General features: G+C 59.1%; 13 protein-coding genes. 12 read left to right on the top strand and 1 reads right to left on the bottom strand.

Translation table 11 applies throughout. The features are described 5' to 3' along the window. Positions 1–241 precede the first annotated feature (241 nt). From ADA16_RS03210 to ADA16_RS03175, 8 genes are all read left to right on the top strand, one after another. Positions 242–3,427: a DUF4040 family protein gene (locus ADA16_RS03210; protein WP_048759142.1), complete on the top strand. Its 3,186-nt coding sequence runs from the start codon at positions 242–244 to the stop codon at positions 3,425–3,427. Beyond that, the gene (locus ADA16_RS03205) at positions 3,424–3,906 is read left to right on the top strand and encodes a sodium:proton antiporter (RefSeq protein ID WP_048759141.1); all 483 of its coding nucleotides are present in this window, start codon (positions 3,424–3,426) and stop codon (positions 3,904–3,906) included. Before ADA16_RS03210 ends, ADA16_RS03205 begins: the two co-directional genes overlap by 4 nt. After that, positions 3,900–5,471, top strand: a complete 1,572-nt coding sequence (locus ADA16_RS03200) for a monovalent cation/H+ antiporter subunit D family protein (protein ID WP_152680717.1) — start codon at positions 3,900–3,902, stop codon at positions 5,469–5,471. The genes ADA16_RS03205 and ADA16_RS03200 overlap by 7 nt, the downstream gene beginning before the upstream one ends. Beyond that, positions 5,471–5,953: a Na+/H+ antiporter subunit E gene (locus ADA16_RS03195; protein WP_048759139.1), complete on the top strand. Its 483-nt coding sequence runs from the start codon at positions 5,471–5,473 to the stop codon at positions 5,951–5,953. Before ADA16_RS03200 ends, ADA16_RS03195 begins: the two co-directional genes overlap by 1 nt. Continuing rightward, positions 5,950–6,240 carry a monovalent cation/H+ antiporter complex subunit F gene (locus ADA16_RS03190; RefSeq protein ID WP_005511667.1) on the top strand — a complete coding sequence of 97 codons (291 nt, stop codon included), beginning with the start codon at positions 5,950–5,952 and terminating at the stop codon, positions 6,238–6,240. Before ADA16_RS03195 ends, ADA16_RS03190 begins: the two co-directional genes overlap by 4 nt. Positions 6,241–6,264: 24 nt before the next feature. Next, positions 6,265–6,606, top strand: a complete 342-nt coding sequence (locus ADA16_RS03185) for a monovalent cation/H(+) antiporter subunit G (RefSeq protein WP_048759137.1) — start codon at positions 6,265–6,267, stop codon at positions 6,604–6,606. Positions 6,607–7,182: 576 nt separating this feature from the next. Further along, entirely contained in the window at positions 7,183–7,491 is a 309-nt protein-coding gene (locus tag ADA16_RS03180) for a hypothetical protein (RefSeq protein ID WP_048759135.1), read from the top strand. A 143-nt stretch (positions 7,492–7,634) separates the two neighbouring features. Then, complete coding sequence (locus ADA16_RS03175; RefSeq protein WP_048759133.1) at positions 7,635–7,982, top strand: hypothetical protein; 348 nt, start codon at positions 7,635–7,637, stop codon at positions 7,980–7,982. A gap of 242 nt (positions 7,983–8,224) precedes the next feature. On the opposite strand, the gene ADA16_RS03170 is transcribed toward ADA16_RS03175, so the two are convergent. Further along, the gene (locus tag ADA16_RS03170; protein ID WP_048759129.1) at positions 8,225–9,754 is read right to left on the bottom strand and encodes a catalase; all 1,530 of its coding nucleotides are present in this window, start codon (positions 9,752–9,754) and stop codon (positions 8,225–8,227) included. A 361-nt stretch (positions 9,755–10,115) separates the two neighbouring features. On the opposite strand from ADA16_RS03170, the gene ADA16_RS03165 reads away from it, so the two are divergent. From ADA16_RS03165 to ADA16_RS03150, 4 genes are all read left to right on the top strand, one after another. Continuing rightward, positions 10,116–11,219 carry a hypothetical protein gene (locus ADA16_RS03165; protein ID WP_048759127.1) on the top strand — a complete coding sequence of 368 codons (1,104 nt, stop codon included), beginning with the start codon at positions 10,116–10,118 and terminating at the stop codon, positions 11,217–11,219. A 9-nt stretch (positions 11,220–11,228) separates the two neighbouring features. Continuing rightward, a complete protein-coding gene (locus ADA16_RS03160) occupies positions 11,229–11,966 on the top strand; it encodes an ABC transporter ATP-binding protein (RefSeq protein ID WP_038627399.1) in 738 nt (245 codons plus the stop codon). Beyond that, the gene (locus tag ADA16_RS03155; protein ID WP_048759125.1) at positions 11,953–13,374 is read left to right on the top strand and encodes an ABC transporter permease; all 1,422 of its coding nucleotides are present in this window, start codon (positions 11,953–11,955) and stop codon (positions 13,372–13,374) included. Before ADA16_RS03160 ends, ADA16_RS03155 begins: the two co-directional genes overlap by 14 nt. Before the next feature lie 107 nt (positions 13,375–13,481). Then, positions 13,482–14,060 carry an RNA polymerase sigma factor gene (locus ADA16_RS03150; protein ID WP_048759123.1) on the top strand — a complete coding sequence of 193 codons (579 nt, stop codon included), beginning with the start codon at positions 13,482–13,484 and terminating at the stop codon, positions 14,058–14,060. The last annotated feature ends 55 nt before the right edge of the window (positions 14,061–14,115 follow it).

The following is a 14,115-nucleotide window of genomic DNA, read 5'->3' as shown; positions in this document are numbered from 1 at the left end:
GCCATTTTTCGGGCCATTTTTGACATAAACGCAGTCAGTAACTCGGATTGGGCGTAAGTAGCGAAGGTGCCCACCCGCCGACGCACCGTTCATCACTCGTTCCACTATTTTTTCACTACTGAATCCGCAGAGCCGTACCCCATTCCCCCAAATGCCCTTTCACCCCGCGTGGAGCAATTTCGCGGCTGTTAATCTGTAGAAGTACGAACTTTTTTAACAGCAATGTGAAAGTAGCCCCCAAGTGACGCACCTGGCAGCAGCTCTGGCATCAGCCAGCTCCTTTACAGCCAGTCCTCCGTCGGCGACCGCACCACCAGACCAGACATTGGCTTCTGAGTTTGCGTCCGGCGGCGTATCGGCAACATTGAATTCTTCAGATTCCGTTCTTTTTGCCCCGGCAACTGTTTCTGCCCCGGTAACTCTTACCACCCAAGCAGGCAGCGCCGCAGAGCACACAACAACGCTCGCAGCCCAAGCCACCCAAGCAGCCCAAGCCACCCAAGCAGCCCAAGCCTCCGCCGACAGCCTAACCCTCCTTTCGGTCCCGCTGCTGGTCGCGGTCGCCTTAGCACTGACCCCGTTGTTTGTGAAGCTCCTTGGTCGTCACGCAGGCTGGCCCATCGTCGCGTTTTTTCTCGCATCGGTGGTCCAGCTTTCGCGTGTAACGGGCGATGTTCTCGACGGCACCACCTTCACCTGGTCGCGCGTCTGGTCCCCGGAGCTGAACGCGGCATTTGCGCTCAAACTCGATCCTCTCTCCATGGTGTTCAGTTTCTTGGCGCTGTTGGTGGGCTCAATAGTCTTTATCTACTCCACCGCGTATTTGCCGCCTAAGAAGTCCGCGATGAGTTTCTACGTCCTGATGACGGCGTTCATGCTGGCGGTTTTGCTCCTTGTGCTTGCCGACGACATCATGCTCCTCTTTATCGGGTGGGAGCTGGTCTCGATGGCGTCGTTCCTGCTCATCGCAAGGTCGGGCTCGTCGGGCGAGCTGGGCTCGTTGCGCACACTCCTGCTGACCTTCACCGGTGGTCTGCTTCTGCTAGCCGCCCTCGGCGGTGCTGTGTGGCTGACGGGTTCCACGAATCTCACCGAGGTTTTGGCTTCGCCTGAGTGGGAGGCCAACCCGACAGCGCGCAGTCTCATTGCCGCGCTGGTGGCCCTGGGCGCTTTCACAAAGGCGGCTCAGTTCCCCTTCCACGCATGGCTTCCAGAGGCTATGGCGGCGGCAACTCCCGTCTCCGCTTTCTTGCACGCTGCGGCCGTCGTCAAGGCGGGCGTTTACCTGCTGATGCGTTTTTCCACGGTCTTCGCGGACGTGCGCGTGTGGCAGTTGCTGCTGATTGTCATGGGTATGTGGACGGCTGTTGCCACGGCCTACTTTGCGCTGCAGCAGACTGACCTGAAGAAGCTGATTGCGTACTCGACGGTCTCTCAGTTGGGTTGGATTGTCGCCACGATTGGTGTGGGCACGAAGTTCGCCATTATGGCCGCGGTTGTGCACACCATTGCGCACGCGATGTTCAAGTCTTCGCTGTTCATGATGGCCGGTGTGGTTGATCACCAGGCGGGCACGCGCGATATTCGCCGTTTGGGTCCGTTGTGGAAGCAGATGCCGTGGAGCTTTGGTTCCATGATTTTCGGCGCGGCATCGATGGCGGCAATTCCGCCGTTCTTCGGCTTTATGTCGAAGGAGGGCATGCTCACCGCATTCGAGGGCGCGCCTTTGACCAACACTGGCGTGGTCATCCTACTGACGGTGGCGGCGATTGGTGCGATTGGTACTTTCGCGTACTCGGCACGTTTGGTGTTTGGTGCGTTCGTGGATGGCCCGCGCGATGTTGACCACATCAATGAGGCCCCGATTTCGCTGTGGCTTCCGGCCGCCATCCCCGGCGTGCTGAGCCTGCCTGCAGCCTTCGCTGCCGGCGCTATTTTGAACCGTCCGTTGGACCGCGTGGCGGATACGGTCGGTCAGCTTCCGGCTGGCACGACTCAGGAGTCGCACTTGAGCCTGTGGCACGGCGTGAATGTGCCGCTGATTATCTCTGTGATTGTGCTGGCTGTCGGCGTGGGCTTCATCTTCACTCGCGCCCGCATAGGCGCCGTCATGGCCGACCGCAAGCTCTTCCCGTTCACTGGCGTGGAGGCAATCAATGCGTCGCTGAGCGTCTCGCAGCGTGTGGGGCGCGTGCTGGCCAAGATGGCGCGTTCGCATCAGCCGTCGCGTCACCTGTTGCCGCTGCTTGGTCTGCTCGCGGTGTACGCCCTGGCCATCGCAATCGCTCCGGGTGTCGGCGGTGCTCCTGTGCTACCGAAGATCGACGACATCGACCACCTGACCGATCTGATTCCGCTGGTCGTTGTCCTGATTGGCGTGTGGGCCACGCTTCGGGCAAAGAACCGTCTGCAGGCGGCTGTGCTGCTCAGCGTCACCGGTGTTGGTGTCACGTTGCAGATTCTCCTGCTGGGCGCACCAGATGTGGCATTGACGCAGTTCATGGTGGAAATCCTGACTGTCGTGCTGATGATGCTGGTGCTGCGCTTCCAGCCGCGCGCGTTCTCTGAGACCTCAAAGAACCGCCAGGCTTCGGCCGCGGTCGTGGCGGTTGCTGTGGGCTTGGCTACGTTTGGCGCGGTGTGGTTCCTCACTGGCCGTCGTCAGTTGCCTGAGGTTGCGCAGTGGTACATCGACAACACTGAGAAGGTCACGGGCGAGACCAATATTGTCAACGTGATCCTGGTTGAGTTCCGTGCTTTCGATACCATGGGCGAGCTGGCGGTTCTCGGTATGGCGGGTGTTGCGATGGCGGCGGTTGTCACTTCGATGCCGCGTTTCCCGCACCTGCTCGATCAACCTTCCCCGCTTGCGGAGCCCGCACTGAACTCCATCATGATGCGCTGGCTGGTTCGCTGGCTGTCGCCGGTTCTGTTCGCGCTGTCTGCTGTGGTTCTCTACCGCGGCGGTACCGCTCCGGGCGGCGGCTTCAACGCGGCGCTGATTGGCGCCGCTGCCGTCATGCTGATTTACCTGTCCAAGGACCGCGACGAGCTGGTCTTCGGCAAGAAGACCCCGGTGGTGCTCAGCGCCGCGGGTGTCATCACGGCAATCGTCACGGGCTTCATCGGATTCGCCAAGGGGTCGTTCTTGGCACCGCTGTACGGCGAGTTCCTGGGTCAGCACCTCACCACGGCATTGCTTTTCGACGTCGGCGTGTACCTGGCCGTCATCGGCATTGTGGCAACCGCGCTGAATCTCCTGGGCGGCCCGAACCGTCCTGGTGTGACCGGGTCGGACGATGTGATGCAGGATCTCTATCCAGACCGCTCGAGCTTGCGGGTGCCGCCGGAGATGGGCGTGTTCGCCTCAGAAGCGGAAAGCGCTCCCGCCCCCGCTCACGCCACTGCTGAGGAGGCCAAGAAATGATTATCGCCATCATGGCTGCCGTCCTCGCAGGCGGTGGCACGTACCTGGTGCTACAGCGCGGCATGCTGCGCACCATCATCGGTATGACTCTGATTTCCCATGCCGCCAACCTGATTATTTTGTCCACTGGTGTGGGTGCCTGGCGCGGCGAGCCGCTGCTGGGCAATGAAGGCACCGCGGGCGCTGGCGCTATCGAACAGACGGCGGACCCGCTGCCGCAGGCGTTCGTGCTGACAGCGATTGTGATTACCATGGCTGTGACCGCGTTCATGCTGGCACTGGCTGGTTTGGGCCGTGACGACGACACCCGTATCCATGAGGATCGCGAGGCTATGCGACAGCTGTCGACGGCTGGTCGTCGTGCCGGTAAGAATGTTCCGGCGGACTCGGACTCCACAGTGACCGGCACCCCAGGGGTCACTCCGGCTCCGGATAAGTTCCCGCGCGAGACCCCGTACGGCGGTGACGAGAAATGGTAGAAGCCTCTGCAATGACCTCGGCAATGTCCCCTTCAACTCTGTCTTCACTGCTGCCACTATTTGCGGCAATCCCGCTGATTCTGTCGGCGGTCACAGCCATCCTGCCGAAGCTGTGGATGCGCGCGACTATGGGCATTCTGATCCCGGCACTGTCGTCGCTGGCTGCGTTTTGGGTGATGTTCTACGTCGCTGAAAACGGTCCGGTCGGCCACGGTGTGGGCGCGTTCCCCGGTGGTATCTCGATTCCTTTCCTGGCGGACACGTTCTCCATGCTGATGCTGGGTGTGGCCGCCGCGGTGGTGGCCATCGGTAACTGGTTCGCCCATGTCGCGGGTGAAAACACCTCTCGTTTCTTCCCCTCCCTGACGCTGATGATGCTGTCCGGTATGTCGGGTGCTTTCCTGACTGCCGATCTGTTCAACTTCTTCGTGTTCATGGAGGTCATGCTGCTGCCCTCCTACGGCCTGATTGCAGTAACCGGAACCTGGCACCGCCTGGCTGCTGGTCGTAACTTCGTGCTGGTCAATCTCTTGACCTCCACGGTGCTACTGATTGGTGTCGCGTTGATCTACGGCTCAGCGGGCAATGTGAATATCGCAATGCTGGCTAACATGGCCAGCGAGGGTGGCCCCGGTGGCACTGGTGTGGTCGCGTTGGGCATTGTCATCATCGCACTGTGCGTGAAGGCTGGTTTGGTTCCGGCACACACTTGGCTGCCGAGGACGTATCCGTCGACAAGCCCTGCGGTGATGGCGCTGTTCTCTGCGGTGCATACGAAGGTTGCGGTGTACATGCTGTTCCGCATCTACGTCGTGATTGTGGGCATGAACCCCTCCTGGCACTGGCCGATCATTATCATCATGGCGATTTCGATGCTGGTCGGCGCGTTTGCTGGTCTCGCGGAAAACACCATGCGTGAGGTGCTGGCCTACCAGATGGTCACGGGTATGCCGTTCATTCTGATTGTGCTGGCGTTCACGGATGCTAACGACGGCCAGGGCGCCAAGGCGGCACTGGCTGCGGGTATTTTCTACGCAATCCACCACATGGTGACTGTCGGCGCCCTCATCCTGGGCTCCGGCGCAGTAGAAGAAACCTACGGTACGGGTACGCTCTCTAGGCTTTCGGGCCTTGCCCGCCGCGACCAGGCAGTCGCTTGGGTGATGGCAGCAATGAGCTTCTCTATTGTTGGTTTCCCACCGTTTTCCGGTGTGTGGGGCAAGGTAGGCATTGTCTTTGCGTCCGCAGCTACTGGCGATGCCCGTTCGATTGTCGCAATTACCGCAATTGTCATTGCCTCGCTGGGCTCGCTGCTGGCCATGATTCGTCTGTGGCGTGCGGTCTTCTGGGGCCGGCCCATGCAGGGCGTGGATGATTCGGTACGTGTCCCGGGTGCACTGGTTGCGCCGTCTGCCATGCTCGCGATTGTTTCCGTGGCAATGTTCGTCGCAGTCGGTGCCGTTACTTGGGCGACCACCGGTGCCGCTGATGCGCTGCTGAATATTGATGGCTACCGCGAGGCCACTCTCGGCGGAGTTGAAAACGCCATCGGAGGTATTTACTGATGAAGTTCCTGCATATTATCCGCTATTCCCTCTGGCTGGTTTGGCAGGTCATTGTGGCTGCGACGGACGTGGTGCGCGATACTCTGCGCCCGAACCAGAAGCAGCAGCCGGTGCTCATTGGGCTGCCGCTGCGTGTGACGTCTGACCTTGAGGTCACTCTCTTTGCCGAGTCCATCACTATGACCCCGGGCACGCTAGTCTGCGGCGTCCGTGAGACCGACGCGGGACGGTTGTTTATCATCCACGCGATTTTCGGTGCCGATTTGGATGCGTTGTACGACTCCCTCTACGACATGGAGGAGCACCTCGTTCCCAGCCTCCGCACTGTTCCCCGCCCGAAGGCCTTCGTCTTCGAGGAATACGACGCAGACCAGTTCATCGACCCGGACGCCGTCGTCGGCGTTGCTGCCGAGGTCGACCGTGGTTTGCCACTGCCGGATGCCACCGTCTCCAACAGCAAAGATGAAGGAGCACGCTCATGAATGACACACTGATCGACCCCACCGCGGTGCAGGTAATTAGTGGCATTGGTATTGCTCTATGTTCGGTGGCGCTGCTGGTTGGCGTGGTGTTGATATTCCGGGTCAAGGGAAATGTTTCCCGCGCCGTGCTTTCCGACGCCGCTTTTTACCCCATGGTGGGAGTGTTCCTCACAACCGCAATGCTGCGGACTACGGCCATTACCTTCGATATTGCAATGCTGGCTGGACTTCTTGGCATTCTGTCGACCGTGGGTCTGGCCCGAGTTATTTCCCGTGGCCGCCGCTAAGCCCCAGTAAGGACGAATCGCAATATGAGTATCGCTTCAATTCTTGTAACTATATTGTTTGCCGTGCTGGTCATCGGCGGATCTTTGTACCTGCTCTTAGCTGGCGTGGCAATGTGGCGCTCTAAAGATGCCTTAAGCCGGTTGAATCAGCTTTCAGCAGGAATCATGGTGGGCGTCCCCGCGCTGGTAATCGCCAACTTGGTCTTAGAGGCTGACCAGGGCGACCTGACCTGGGGAAAGACCTTGACTGCCATTCTGGCCATTATCGCTGTTCTGGTCGTCGCCACTGTCGCATCCGAGGTGCTGGGACGCGCAGTCCTGGGTGCCCGTGACGGGTCCGCTGAAGACTACGAGCCGGAGCGGTAACTAGCGGAGCGGAAAGGGGCCTGAATACGCCGTCACAGTCCGGCTACAAATCGGCCTCTTAGGATGTTGCACTACGCCCTTAGGCCACCCCCTTCTACCCAGAAGGGGGTATTTTTCCCACACTTTCAAATCGCTACACTGTGACCTACCTCTCATGGCTATGGGTGGCTTGTCCGACCCCTTTATGCCCCTATTACGAGCGGCAGTTTTCGACGTTAACCACCCCTCGATCAACGCTACTTAGGAAACCCTTGGTTAACGCATTTTATAAAATGTTTGTTTGCCTGCACCTTTGCGGAACAAAGACTGAAACAATCAATGCACTCTCGGTAAATTTTAAGAAAACGACAGCGTTGTCATCCAGCATCGAAACCGCATGACAGGGTCACTCAAAGAGATACAAGATCGGCCTTAATGACACTCTCACTGAGCCGTTCTTTACAACCCCACCGCATGACTCTGAACAACTCACTTATTTTTTCATTGCAGCCTCTTGCCGCATCGGTTAACTTAATTTCTGTGAGTTCGCCAAGAGCGACTCAAAATCTTTACCCCCGAGAACCTAAGGATTTTCTCATGTCCTGCTCCGCAGAAGATATCGCAACCATCATCGAGGCACTCCCGGCAGTCACCGTCGAGAGCCCGCTGCCGGCTTTCGAGCAGCTGGCTGGCGGCGACATCAACTTCGCAAACGTTGGTGGCGACCTGAACCTGCCGTTCGGTAACGACTTCCTGGACATCTCCGTCACCGACGACAACTCCACCACCGACTCCCACGACGTCAGCGTTTCCGACTTCCTGAACCCGGAGACCGATGTCGACCAGTCCAAGGATCAGGAATTCCACTTCCTGAACCCGAAGGTTGGCGACCTGAAGCTCGTCTAAGCCGGCTCCGTGCTGCACGGCAGGACAATAGCTCTGCCAATCCTTGACACAATAAACCGCCAGTCTTTATTCAAGACTGCGGTTTATTGTTCAGTTAAAACCAATATTCTTCATTTCGACACTGTCTAAAGGAACACCAAAACATGGACGTCACTCCTATCGTTGAGGTTCTGGAAGCAATGCCTTCCGGCCCGACCGTCAACGTCACCGTCGAGATTAACCCGACCATCGATGGTGACCTGACCTTGCTAGAAACCGGCGACTGGAACGCTCCGTTCGGCCGCGACTTCATGGACATCCACATCACGAACGATCAGTCCACGACGAATGACAAATCCACTCACGTCACCGGCGTCGAGGCTGATAGTGTCTCCGACGCTGTCGAACAGGGCCAAGAGGTGTCCGAGTCCGCCGACGAGGCTGACGAGGCTGCAGCTGCTCCGAAGTCGTTTTTCAACGGCTCCCCGAGCCTGCCGCGCATCGGGGCCTAAAACAGCTCACACTTAGGGTTGTTCCTTAGCCGCCCCAATTGGGTCGGCGTGCAGGCAACCACCAAGCCCGTGGCTGTCATGCACAGACAGAATTTTTAAATAAGCGTTAGCCCTGCAGATGGTCAAACCACCTGCAGGGCTAACGCTTTTCTCCTTACTTCGATCTACCGCGTGGTGCGCAGCTCTACTCTGCAGCTTTACTGCGCAGCCCCCCCCCTACGCGGCTGTCTTACTTCGATGCTTTACTTCGTTGCCTTGAAACGCTTTTCCACCTCGGCACCGAGCCAGGAATCAACGTTGGTCCAGTACTGGTAGACACGCTGCTCCACCTCTGGGGAGACACCCTGCATGGCACCGACGATATTGTCCGCCAAGCGGTCACGCTCGGCGTCATCCATCACGTTGCGAACAAGGTCGCCTGCCTGCGAGAAGTCATCATCCTCAGGGTGCTGGACATACGCCCCGGCGTAGAACTCTTCGCCCACGCTCTCCCACTGACCAAAGACACCGGCATCGACCTGCCCGGCGTGACCGGAGCGCACTGGGCAGCCGGCGGCCTCAGCCGCAGCCGCGGTATCGGCCTCCGGGCCGCGTCCGGTGGCGTTGGAGCCATGAACCGGCAGTTTCGGGTCGGCGTAGTGGTAGGTGCCGTAGCCATCCTGCGAGAAGGAATTCACTGGGCAGCGCGGCTGGTTCACCGGCAGCTGGTCATGGTTGACTCCAAGGCGGTAGCGGTGCGCATCAGCGTAGGAGAACACACGAGCCAGCAACATCTTATCCGGGGAGAAGCCGATGCCCGGAACCGTATTCGACGGCGCGAAAGCGGCCTGCTCAATCTCGGCAAAGAAGTTGCCCGGATTGCGGTTCAAGGTGAAGTGCCCGACCGGAATCAGAGGGTAGTCCTTCTGCGACCAGGTCTTGGTCAGGTCGAACGGGTTCACCTTGTAGCTGGCAGCTTCGTCGTAAGGCATGATCTGCACCTTGACGTCCCAGGTTGGGTAGTCGCCGCGCTCAATTGCCTCGAAGAGATCCTGGCGAGCGTGGTCGGTGTTTTCGCCTACCAGCTCAGCGGCCTCATCATCCGTCAGGAAGTCCCAGCCCTGGCGAGTCTTAAAGTGGTACTTAACCCAGAAACGCTCACCTTCAGCGTTAATCCACTGGTAGGTGTGGGAACCGAAGCCGTCCATATGACGGAAGTCCTTCGGAATACCACGGTCACCCATCAAGTAGGTGACCTGGTGAGCGGACTCCGGAGAGGCAGTCCAGAAATCCCACTGCATATTGGCATCGCGCAGACCCGTATCCGGCAGGCGCTTCTGAGAGTGGATGAAGTCCGGGAACTTAATGCCATCGCGGATGAAGAACACTGGAGTGTTGTTGCCCACGATGTCGAGGTTGCCCTCTTCGGTATAGAACTTCAGCGAAAAGCCACGCACGTCACGCCAACCATCCGGGGAGCCCTGCTCACCAGCGACAGTGGAGAATCGCGCCAGCATCGGAGTGACAGTGTTCGGCTGGAAGACGGCAGCCTTGGTGTACTTGGAGACATCCTCGGTGACGGTCAGCTCACCGAAAGCACCTGCGCCCTTAGCGTGAACAACGCGCTCCGGAATGCGCTCACGGTTGAAGTGCGCGAGTTTTTCCAGCAGGTGGATGTCGTGGAGGTTAATACCTCCCTGTAGGCCGTTGGTTTGCGAGTGCTGCTCTGTAGGGACCGGCGCACCGTTGAGACGAGTAGTCGGACCATTGGAGCCTTCATAGAGATTCGACATGGGGCGTTTCCTCCTAAAGACAAGGGCTAGATGACAGTCACAACATGCCCTGACGTTTTCCACCCTACACGAAGTTCCATATTTTGCCTATTAGTCGCCCACAATTGATATGTGGCATTAATTATTAGTCCGATTAGGTTCGCTGTATCGGCGACGAGCCCTCGACCCCAAAAAGGGCAGACTTCCTCCACGAAAACCACACACGATGATCGTCGAAAAGCACTTACTGCGCTTTCATGCAATACCTATCAGCACTGAATCAAAGGTATAGCCAGCACTACCACTGCTCGCGTGGGTTGAGGGTAGGATTTTTCGCGTAACACGCTGTCATTTTGGATTCTGATCGGATACTTCTGCAGACATGAAAAAACAAGGGAGGGGCGCAAAAGCGCTCACAGTCTTCAAGTACACGCTGGCGTTGCTGGCGACCGTTGCGCTTCTCAAGATCGCATTCTTCCCCGCTAACGACGAGGACTATGCCCAAGCAACCGGTGATTTCTCCCAACCCACTACGGAGCTATCCCCTCAACGGATCAATAACACGCAGAAGCTGTCTGCCACCATCGTCCCGGATGAGCCCACCGTGATCCGCGCCAACGCGTCTGGTGAAATCACTGACGCCTATGTCAACAGCGGTGGCAACGCCGTAGAGGGGCAAAACCTGCTCCAGGTGAAGAAGACCTCGGTGTCCGAGACTGCCAGCACCTCCGGCGGCGCGGATTCCGATGATGAAGACGCCGCAGCCACTGCGCCCGAAACTACCGTGACCTGGGGCAACATCACCGCGAAGGCTTCTGGCACCGTGCAGTGGGATATCGTGATTGGCCAGACGGTTGAGATTGGCCAGGAAATTGGCACGATTTCGCCGAACAGCTTCCACGCCGTAGCACCTATTAAGCCGAGCCAGCTGTACACGCTGGGAGACTCGATTAACAATGGCCGCCTCGCCATCACCGACGGCCCGGCACCATTTTTGTGCGATTCGGTCAAGACTGTCACGGGAAGCGGCACGGGCGCGCAAGGCGCTGGCGCTGGAGACGGTGCTGGCATGGGTGCCGCCGCTGCGGGGAGTTCCTCGGGTGGCCCACAGTTGCGCTGCGATATTCCCGCAAATCAGACAGTCTACGAAGGCGTTCCCGCAACGCTGATTCTTGGCAGTGGCACCACCTCGGAGGTCCCGGCCCTGCCGGTTACCGCCGTGGAGGGACGCTTCCGCGAAGGTGTTGTCTACGCTCCGGCCAAGGATGGCGGCAAGCCCACCAAGATCAAGGTCGAGTTGGGCGCCAACGATGGCACTTTCATTGAGATCAAGCGCGGCCTGAAGGAAGGCCAGCAGGTTTTGGAGTACGTACCTTCCTACAAGGACGAGTTCGCTGGCGACGGCAGCGGCGACGGTACCGGCAACGGTGATGGCAGTGACACTGGCTTCGATGAGTCCGGCGATGACGCTGGCTCTGAAAAGTAGGCCCGCGCCATGCTTAGTTTGACCGCAGTCACTCGAACAGTGACGCTCCCCAACGGCGAGGAGCTGCCTATTTTGAAAGGCATCGACCTCGAAGTGCCACGCGGTGAGCACCTCAGCATTGTCGGCCAGTCCGGTTCGGGTAAGTCAACACTGCTGAACATCATTGGCATGCTCGATTTGCCGGATTCTGGCACGTACACATTCGACGGCACCGATATTTCCACCTTGTCGGATAGGAAACGCGCTGCGCTCCGGGGCGATAATTTGGGATTTGTCTTCCAGCAGTTCAACCTCTTCCCCTCCCGCACCACACTGGAGAACGTTGAGGTTCCGCTGATGTACGACCGGGGCGAGAAGTTCTGGAATCGCACCGAGCTCGCCGCCGCAATGCTGGAGCGCGTCGGTCTGGGAGACCGTCTAGAGGCCACGCCTTCGCAGCTTTCCGGCGGTGAACAGCAGCGTGTGGCTATTGCCCGTGCGCTCGTGCGCCAACCGCAGCTCATTCTTGCCGATGAGCCCACCGGTGCGCTCGATGTCGACACCGGCAAGATCGTCATGGATCTGCTCGAAGAAGTCGCCACCGAAAACAATGCTGCGCTGATTGTGATTACGCACGATTTAGAGGTCGCCGAGCGCGGCGATCGGGCACTTGAGCTTCGCGACGGTCAGTTGCACGCCGACTCCGTCCTGCTATCTGCTGCCAACGCCATGCACGGCTTCGAGGAGGTTGCTGATGACGACGAATAAAGAAACAGAATCGAAGTCACGGCCTTCCTTCCTCTATGCGGCAACGCCTTATCTCGGCGCCCTGTTGGAAGCGTGGCATGAGCTGCGCATTAACCGTGGCCGCATCATGCTGTCGTTGGTCAGTGTGGCCGCCGCGGTGTGGGCCATGACCACTGTGATCGCACTTGGCAATATTCTCACCAGCTCTCAGGATGCAGTTACCGCGCAGAGCACGGGCATCGCCGGCACGGTCACGTTGACTGCCGGAGCAAGTACTTCCGGTTCTGAGGAAGGCGGTGACTTCGGCGATGGTGGCTTCGGCGACGGCACAATGGCCGATAGCTTCGGTAGCTTCGGCGGCGCGGGCATCGGCGGAAACGGACCGGACGATTTGAGCGTCATCAACCCGGACGGGTCTATCAATGACGCCTTTTCCACTGCCACTCACCGCCTGGTGGAGACCACCCATGCCAACTTGTGGTCGCGGGTTCGCATGCAGCCAGCCACACCCGAGCAAAATATGGATGACTGCGCCCCGGATGATTACGAGTGTTTTTCGCCAGGCACTCCGGAGCTGATTGCCGCTGATCCCGGCTGGTTCGATATCTACGCCCGCACCATCGTGCAGGGACGCCGTTTGGAAGATGTCGATGGCCAGCGTCTGATGAACCCCGTGGTGGTCAACGACCAGTTCTACGAGACCCTGGGCAACCCTGCGCTGGCAGATCATCCCACCTTCACCTTGAAGGAAACGGGCGACACCACTTTCACCGTAGTGGGAGTGTATAAGTCTCTGGGCTCGTGGGACGCCCCGAGCATTGTCACGCACTACGATTCCTTCCTCAATGCCGGCTACGAGGGTCCGGTGGGTGAGCCGCAACTTCTCGTCGCAACGCCTGAGGAGTCCGCGAAGGAGAACCAGAAGGCGCTGCACAACATTTTCCAGGCGGAGCTCGGCCCTAGCTGGAAGGTGAATACTTCCCTGTCGGAGAAGGACACGGAGATTTCCCAGGAGATGAATAACACCATCACCACTGCGCTGGGCATTATCGGTGGCATTGTGATTGCACTTGGTGCGTTGGGCCTGCTCACGGTCTCGATTGTCACCATTGGCCACCGCGTCCGTGAGATTGGTATTCGTCGCGCAATGGGCGCGTCGGCAGGCCGGATTTTTATCTCTGTGTTCTTGGAGTCGATTGTCGCCACGACGGTGGCGGGCGTGGTTGGCGTGATTGCCTCGATCATCACGGTCAAGCAGCTGCCGCTGGATAAGATGCTGGCGTTGCCGCTGGAGACGGGCGCCGTGGCCTACCCTGTCACGGCCGCTGTAATCGGCGTATTGGTCGCGACATTCGTGGGCGCACTAGCGGGCATCATCCCGGCCACCATCGCAGTCCGCGTCAAGCCCATCGACGCCATCCGCTTCTAGTAATTGCCCCCTAGTTCGCCTGGCTGCGCCGCCGCCTGTTTCTTGCAGGTGAGGCCACGTGCAGTCAGGCGAATTATCTTTAGGTTTTAAGTTGCTAAGCTATTGCCATGACTCCCGCACGCCTCGTCTCTAATGACGAATACATCACGCAGCTGGCACTGAAAGCCGGTCGCGGTGATCAGGCTGCGCTGACGGAGTTCGTGCGGCTGACGCAGAAGGACGTGTGGCGTCTGGTCGCACATCTCGGCGGCGTTGATGCTGCGGATGATTTAACGCAGGAGACGTACCTGCGTGTGATGGGGGCTCTTCCCCGTTTTGCGGCGCGTTCTTCTGCCCGCACATGGCTGTTGTCGCTGGCCCGGCGCGTGTGGGTGGATTCGGTCCGCCATGATTCGGCGCGCCCGAAGAAGTCTGCGGTGGAAGTAGAAAACGCTGCCGAGCAGTTTACGACCGGCGAGTCGTGGTCAGAGCTCGCTGACGCCCGCGTGCTGCTAGAGCAGCTGCCGGAGGAACGCCGCGAGGCACTCATTCTGACGCAGGTGCTGGGTTACTCCTACGCGGAGGCCGCGGAAATCGCAGGTTGTCGCGTGGGCACTATTCGCTCACGCGTCGCCCGTGCGCGCCGCGATTTGGTTGCCGCGCTTGACGACGGCGACAGTGCCAGCGGCGACTCTGCTGCTGTTTAGGCCCGCTCTGACCAGGGCACCTAGCTAGCCGTTGTAGGTTGTCTCCCCCCGCGAA

The organism is Corynebacterium vitaeruminis (genome assembly GCF_001054325.1).
Classification (GTDB): domain Bacteria; phylum Actinomycetota; class Actinomycetes; order Mycobacteriales; family Mycobacteriaceae; genus Corynebacterium; species Corynebacterium vitaeruminis_A.
This window is presented reverse-complemented; position numbering and strand designations above follow the sequence as displayed.

Bases quoted from the DNA above. Each gene is read 5' to 3' on its own strand.
- ADA16_RS03150 (WP_048759123.1), top strand. From the start codon at position 13,482: ATGACTCCCGCACGCCTCGTCTCTAATGACGAATACATCACGCAGCTG.
- ADA16_RS03200 (WP_152680717.1), top strand. From the start codon at position 3,900: ATGGTAGAAGCCTCTGCAATGACCTCGGCAATGTCCCCTTCAACTCTG.
- ADA16_RS03155 (WP_048759125.1), top strand. From the start codon at position 11,953: ATGACGACGAATAAAGAAACAGAATCGAAGTCACGGCCTTCCTTCCTC.
- ADA16_RS03165 (WP_048759127.1), top strand. From the start codon at position 10,116: ATGAAAAAACAAGGGAGGGGCGCAAAAGCGCTCACAGTCTTCAAGTAC.
- ADA16_RS03180 (WP_048759135.1), top strand. From the start codon at position 7,183: ATGTCCTGCTCCGCAGAAGATATCGCAACCATCATCGAGGCACTCCCG.
- ADA16_RS03175 (WP_048759133.1), top strand. From the start codon at position 7,635: ATGGACGTCACTCCTATCGTTGAGGTTCTGGAAGCAATGCCTTCCGGC.
- ADA16_RS03160 (WP_038627399.1), top strand. From the start codon at position 11,229: ATGCTTAGTTTGACCGCAGTCACTCGAACAGTGACGCTCCCCAACGGC.
- ADA16_RS03205 (WP_048759141.1), top strand. From the start codon at position 3,424: ATGATTATCGCCATCATGGCTGCCGTCCTCGCAGGCGGTGGCACGTAC.
- ADA16_RS03170 (WP_048759129.1), bottom strand. From the start codon at position 9,754: ATGTCGAATCTCTATGAAGGCTCCAATGGTCCGACTACTCGTCTCAAC.
- ADA16_RS03195 (WP_048759139.1), top strand. From the start codon at position 5,471: ATGAAGTTCCTGCATATTATCCGCTATTCCCTCTGGCTGGTTTGGCAG.
- ADA16_RS03190 (WP_005511667.1), top strand. From the start codon at position 5,950: ATGAATGACACACTGATCGACCCCACCGCGGTGCAGGTAATTAGTGGC.
- ADA16_RS03185 (WP_048759137.1), top strand. From the start codon at position 6,265: ATGAGTATCGCTTCAATTCTTGTAACTATATTGTTTGCCGTGCTGGTC.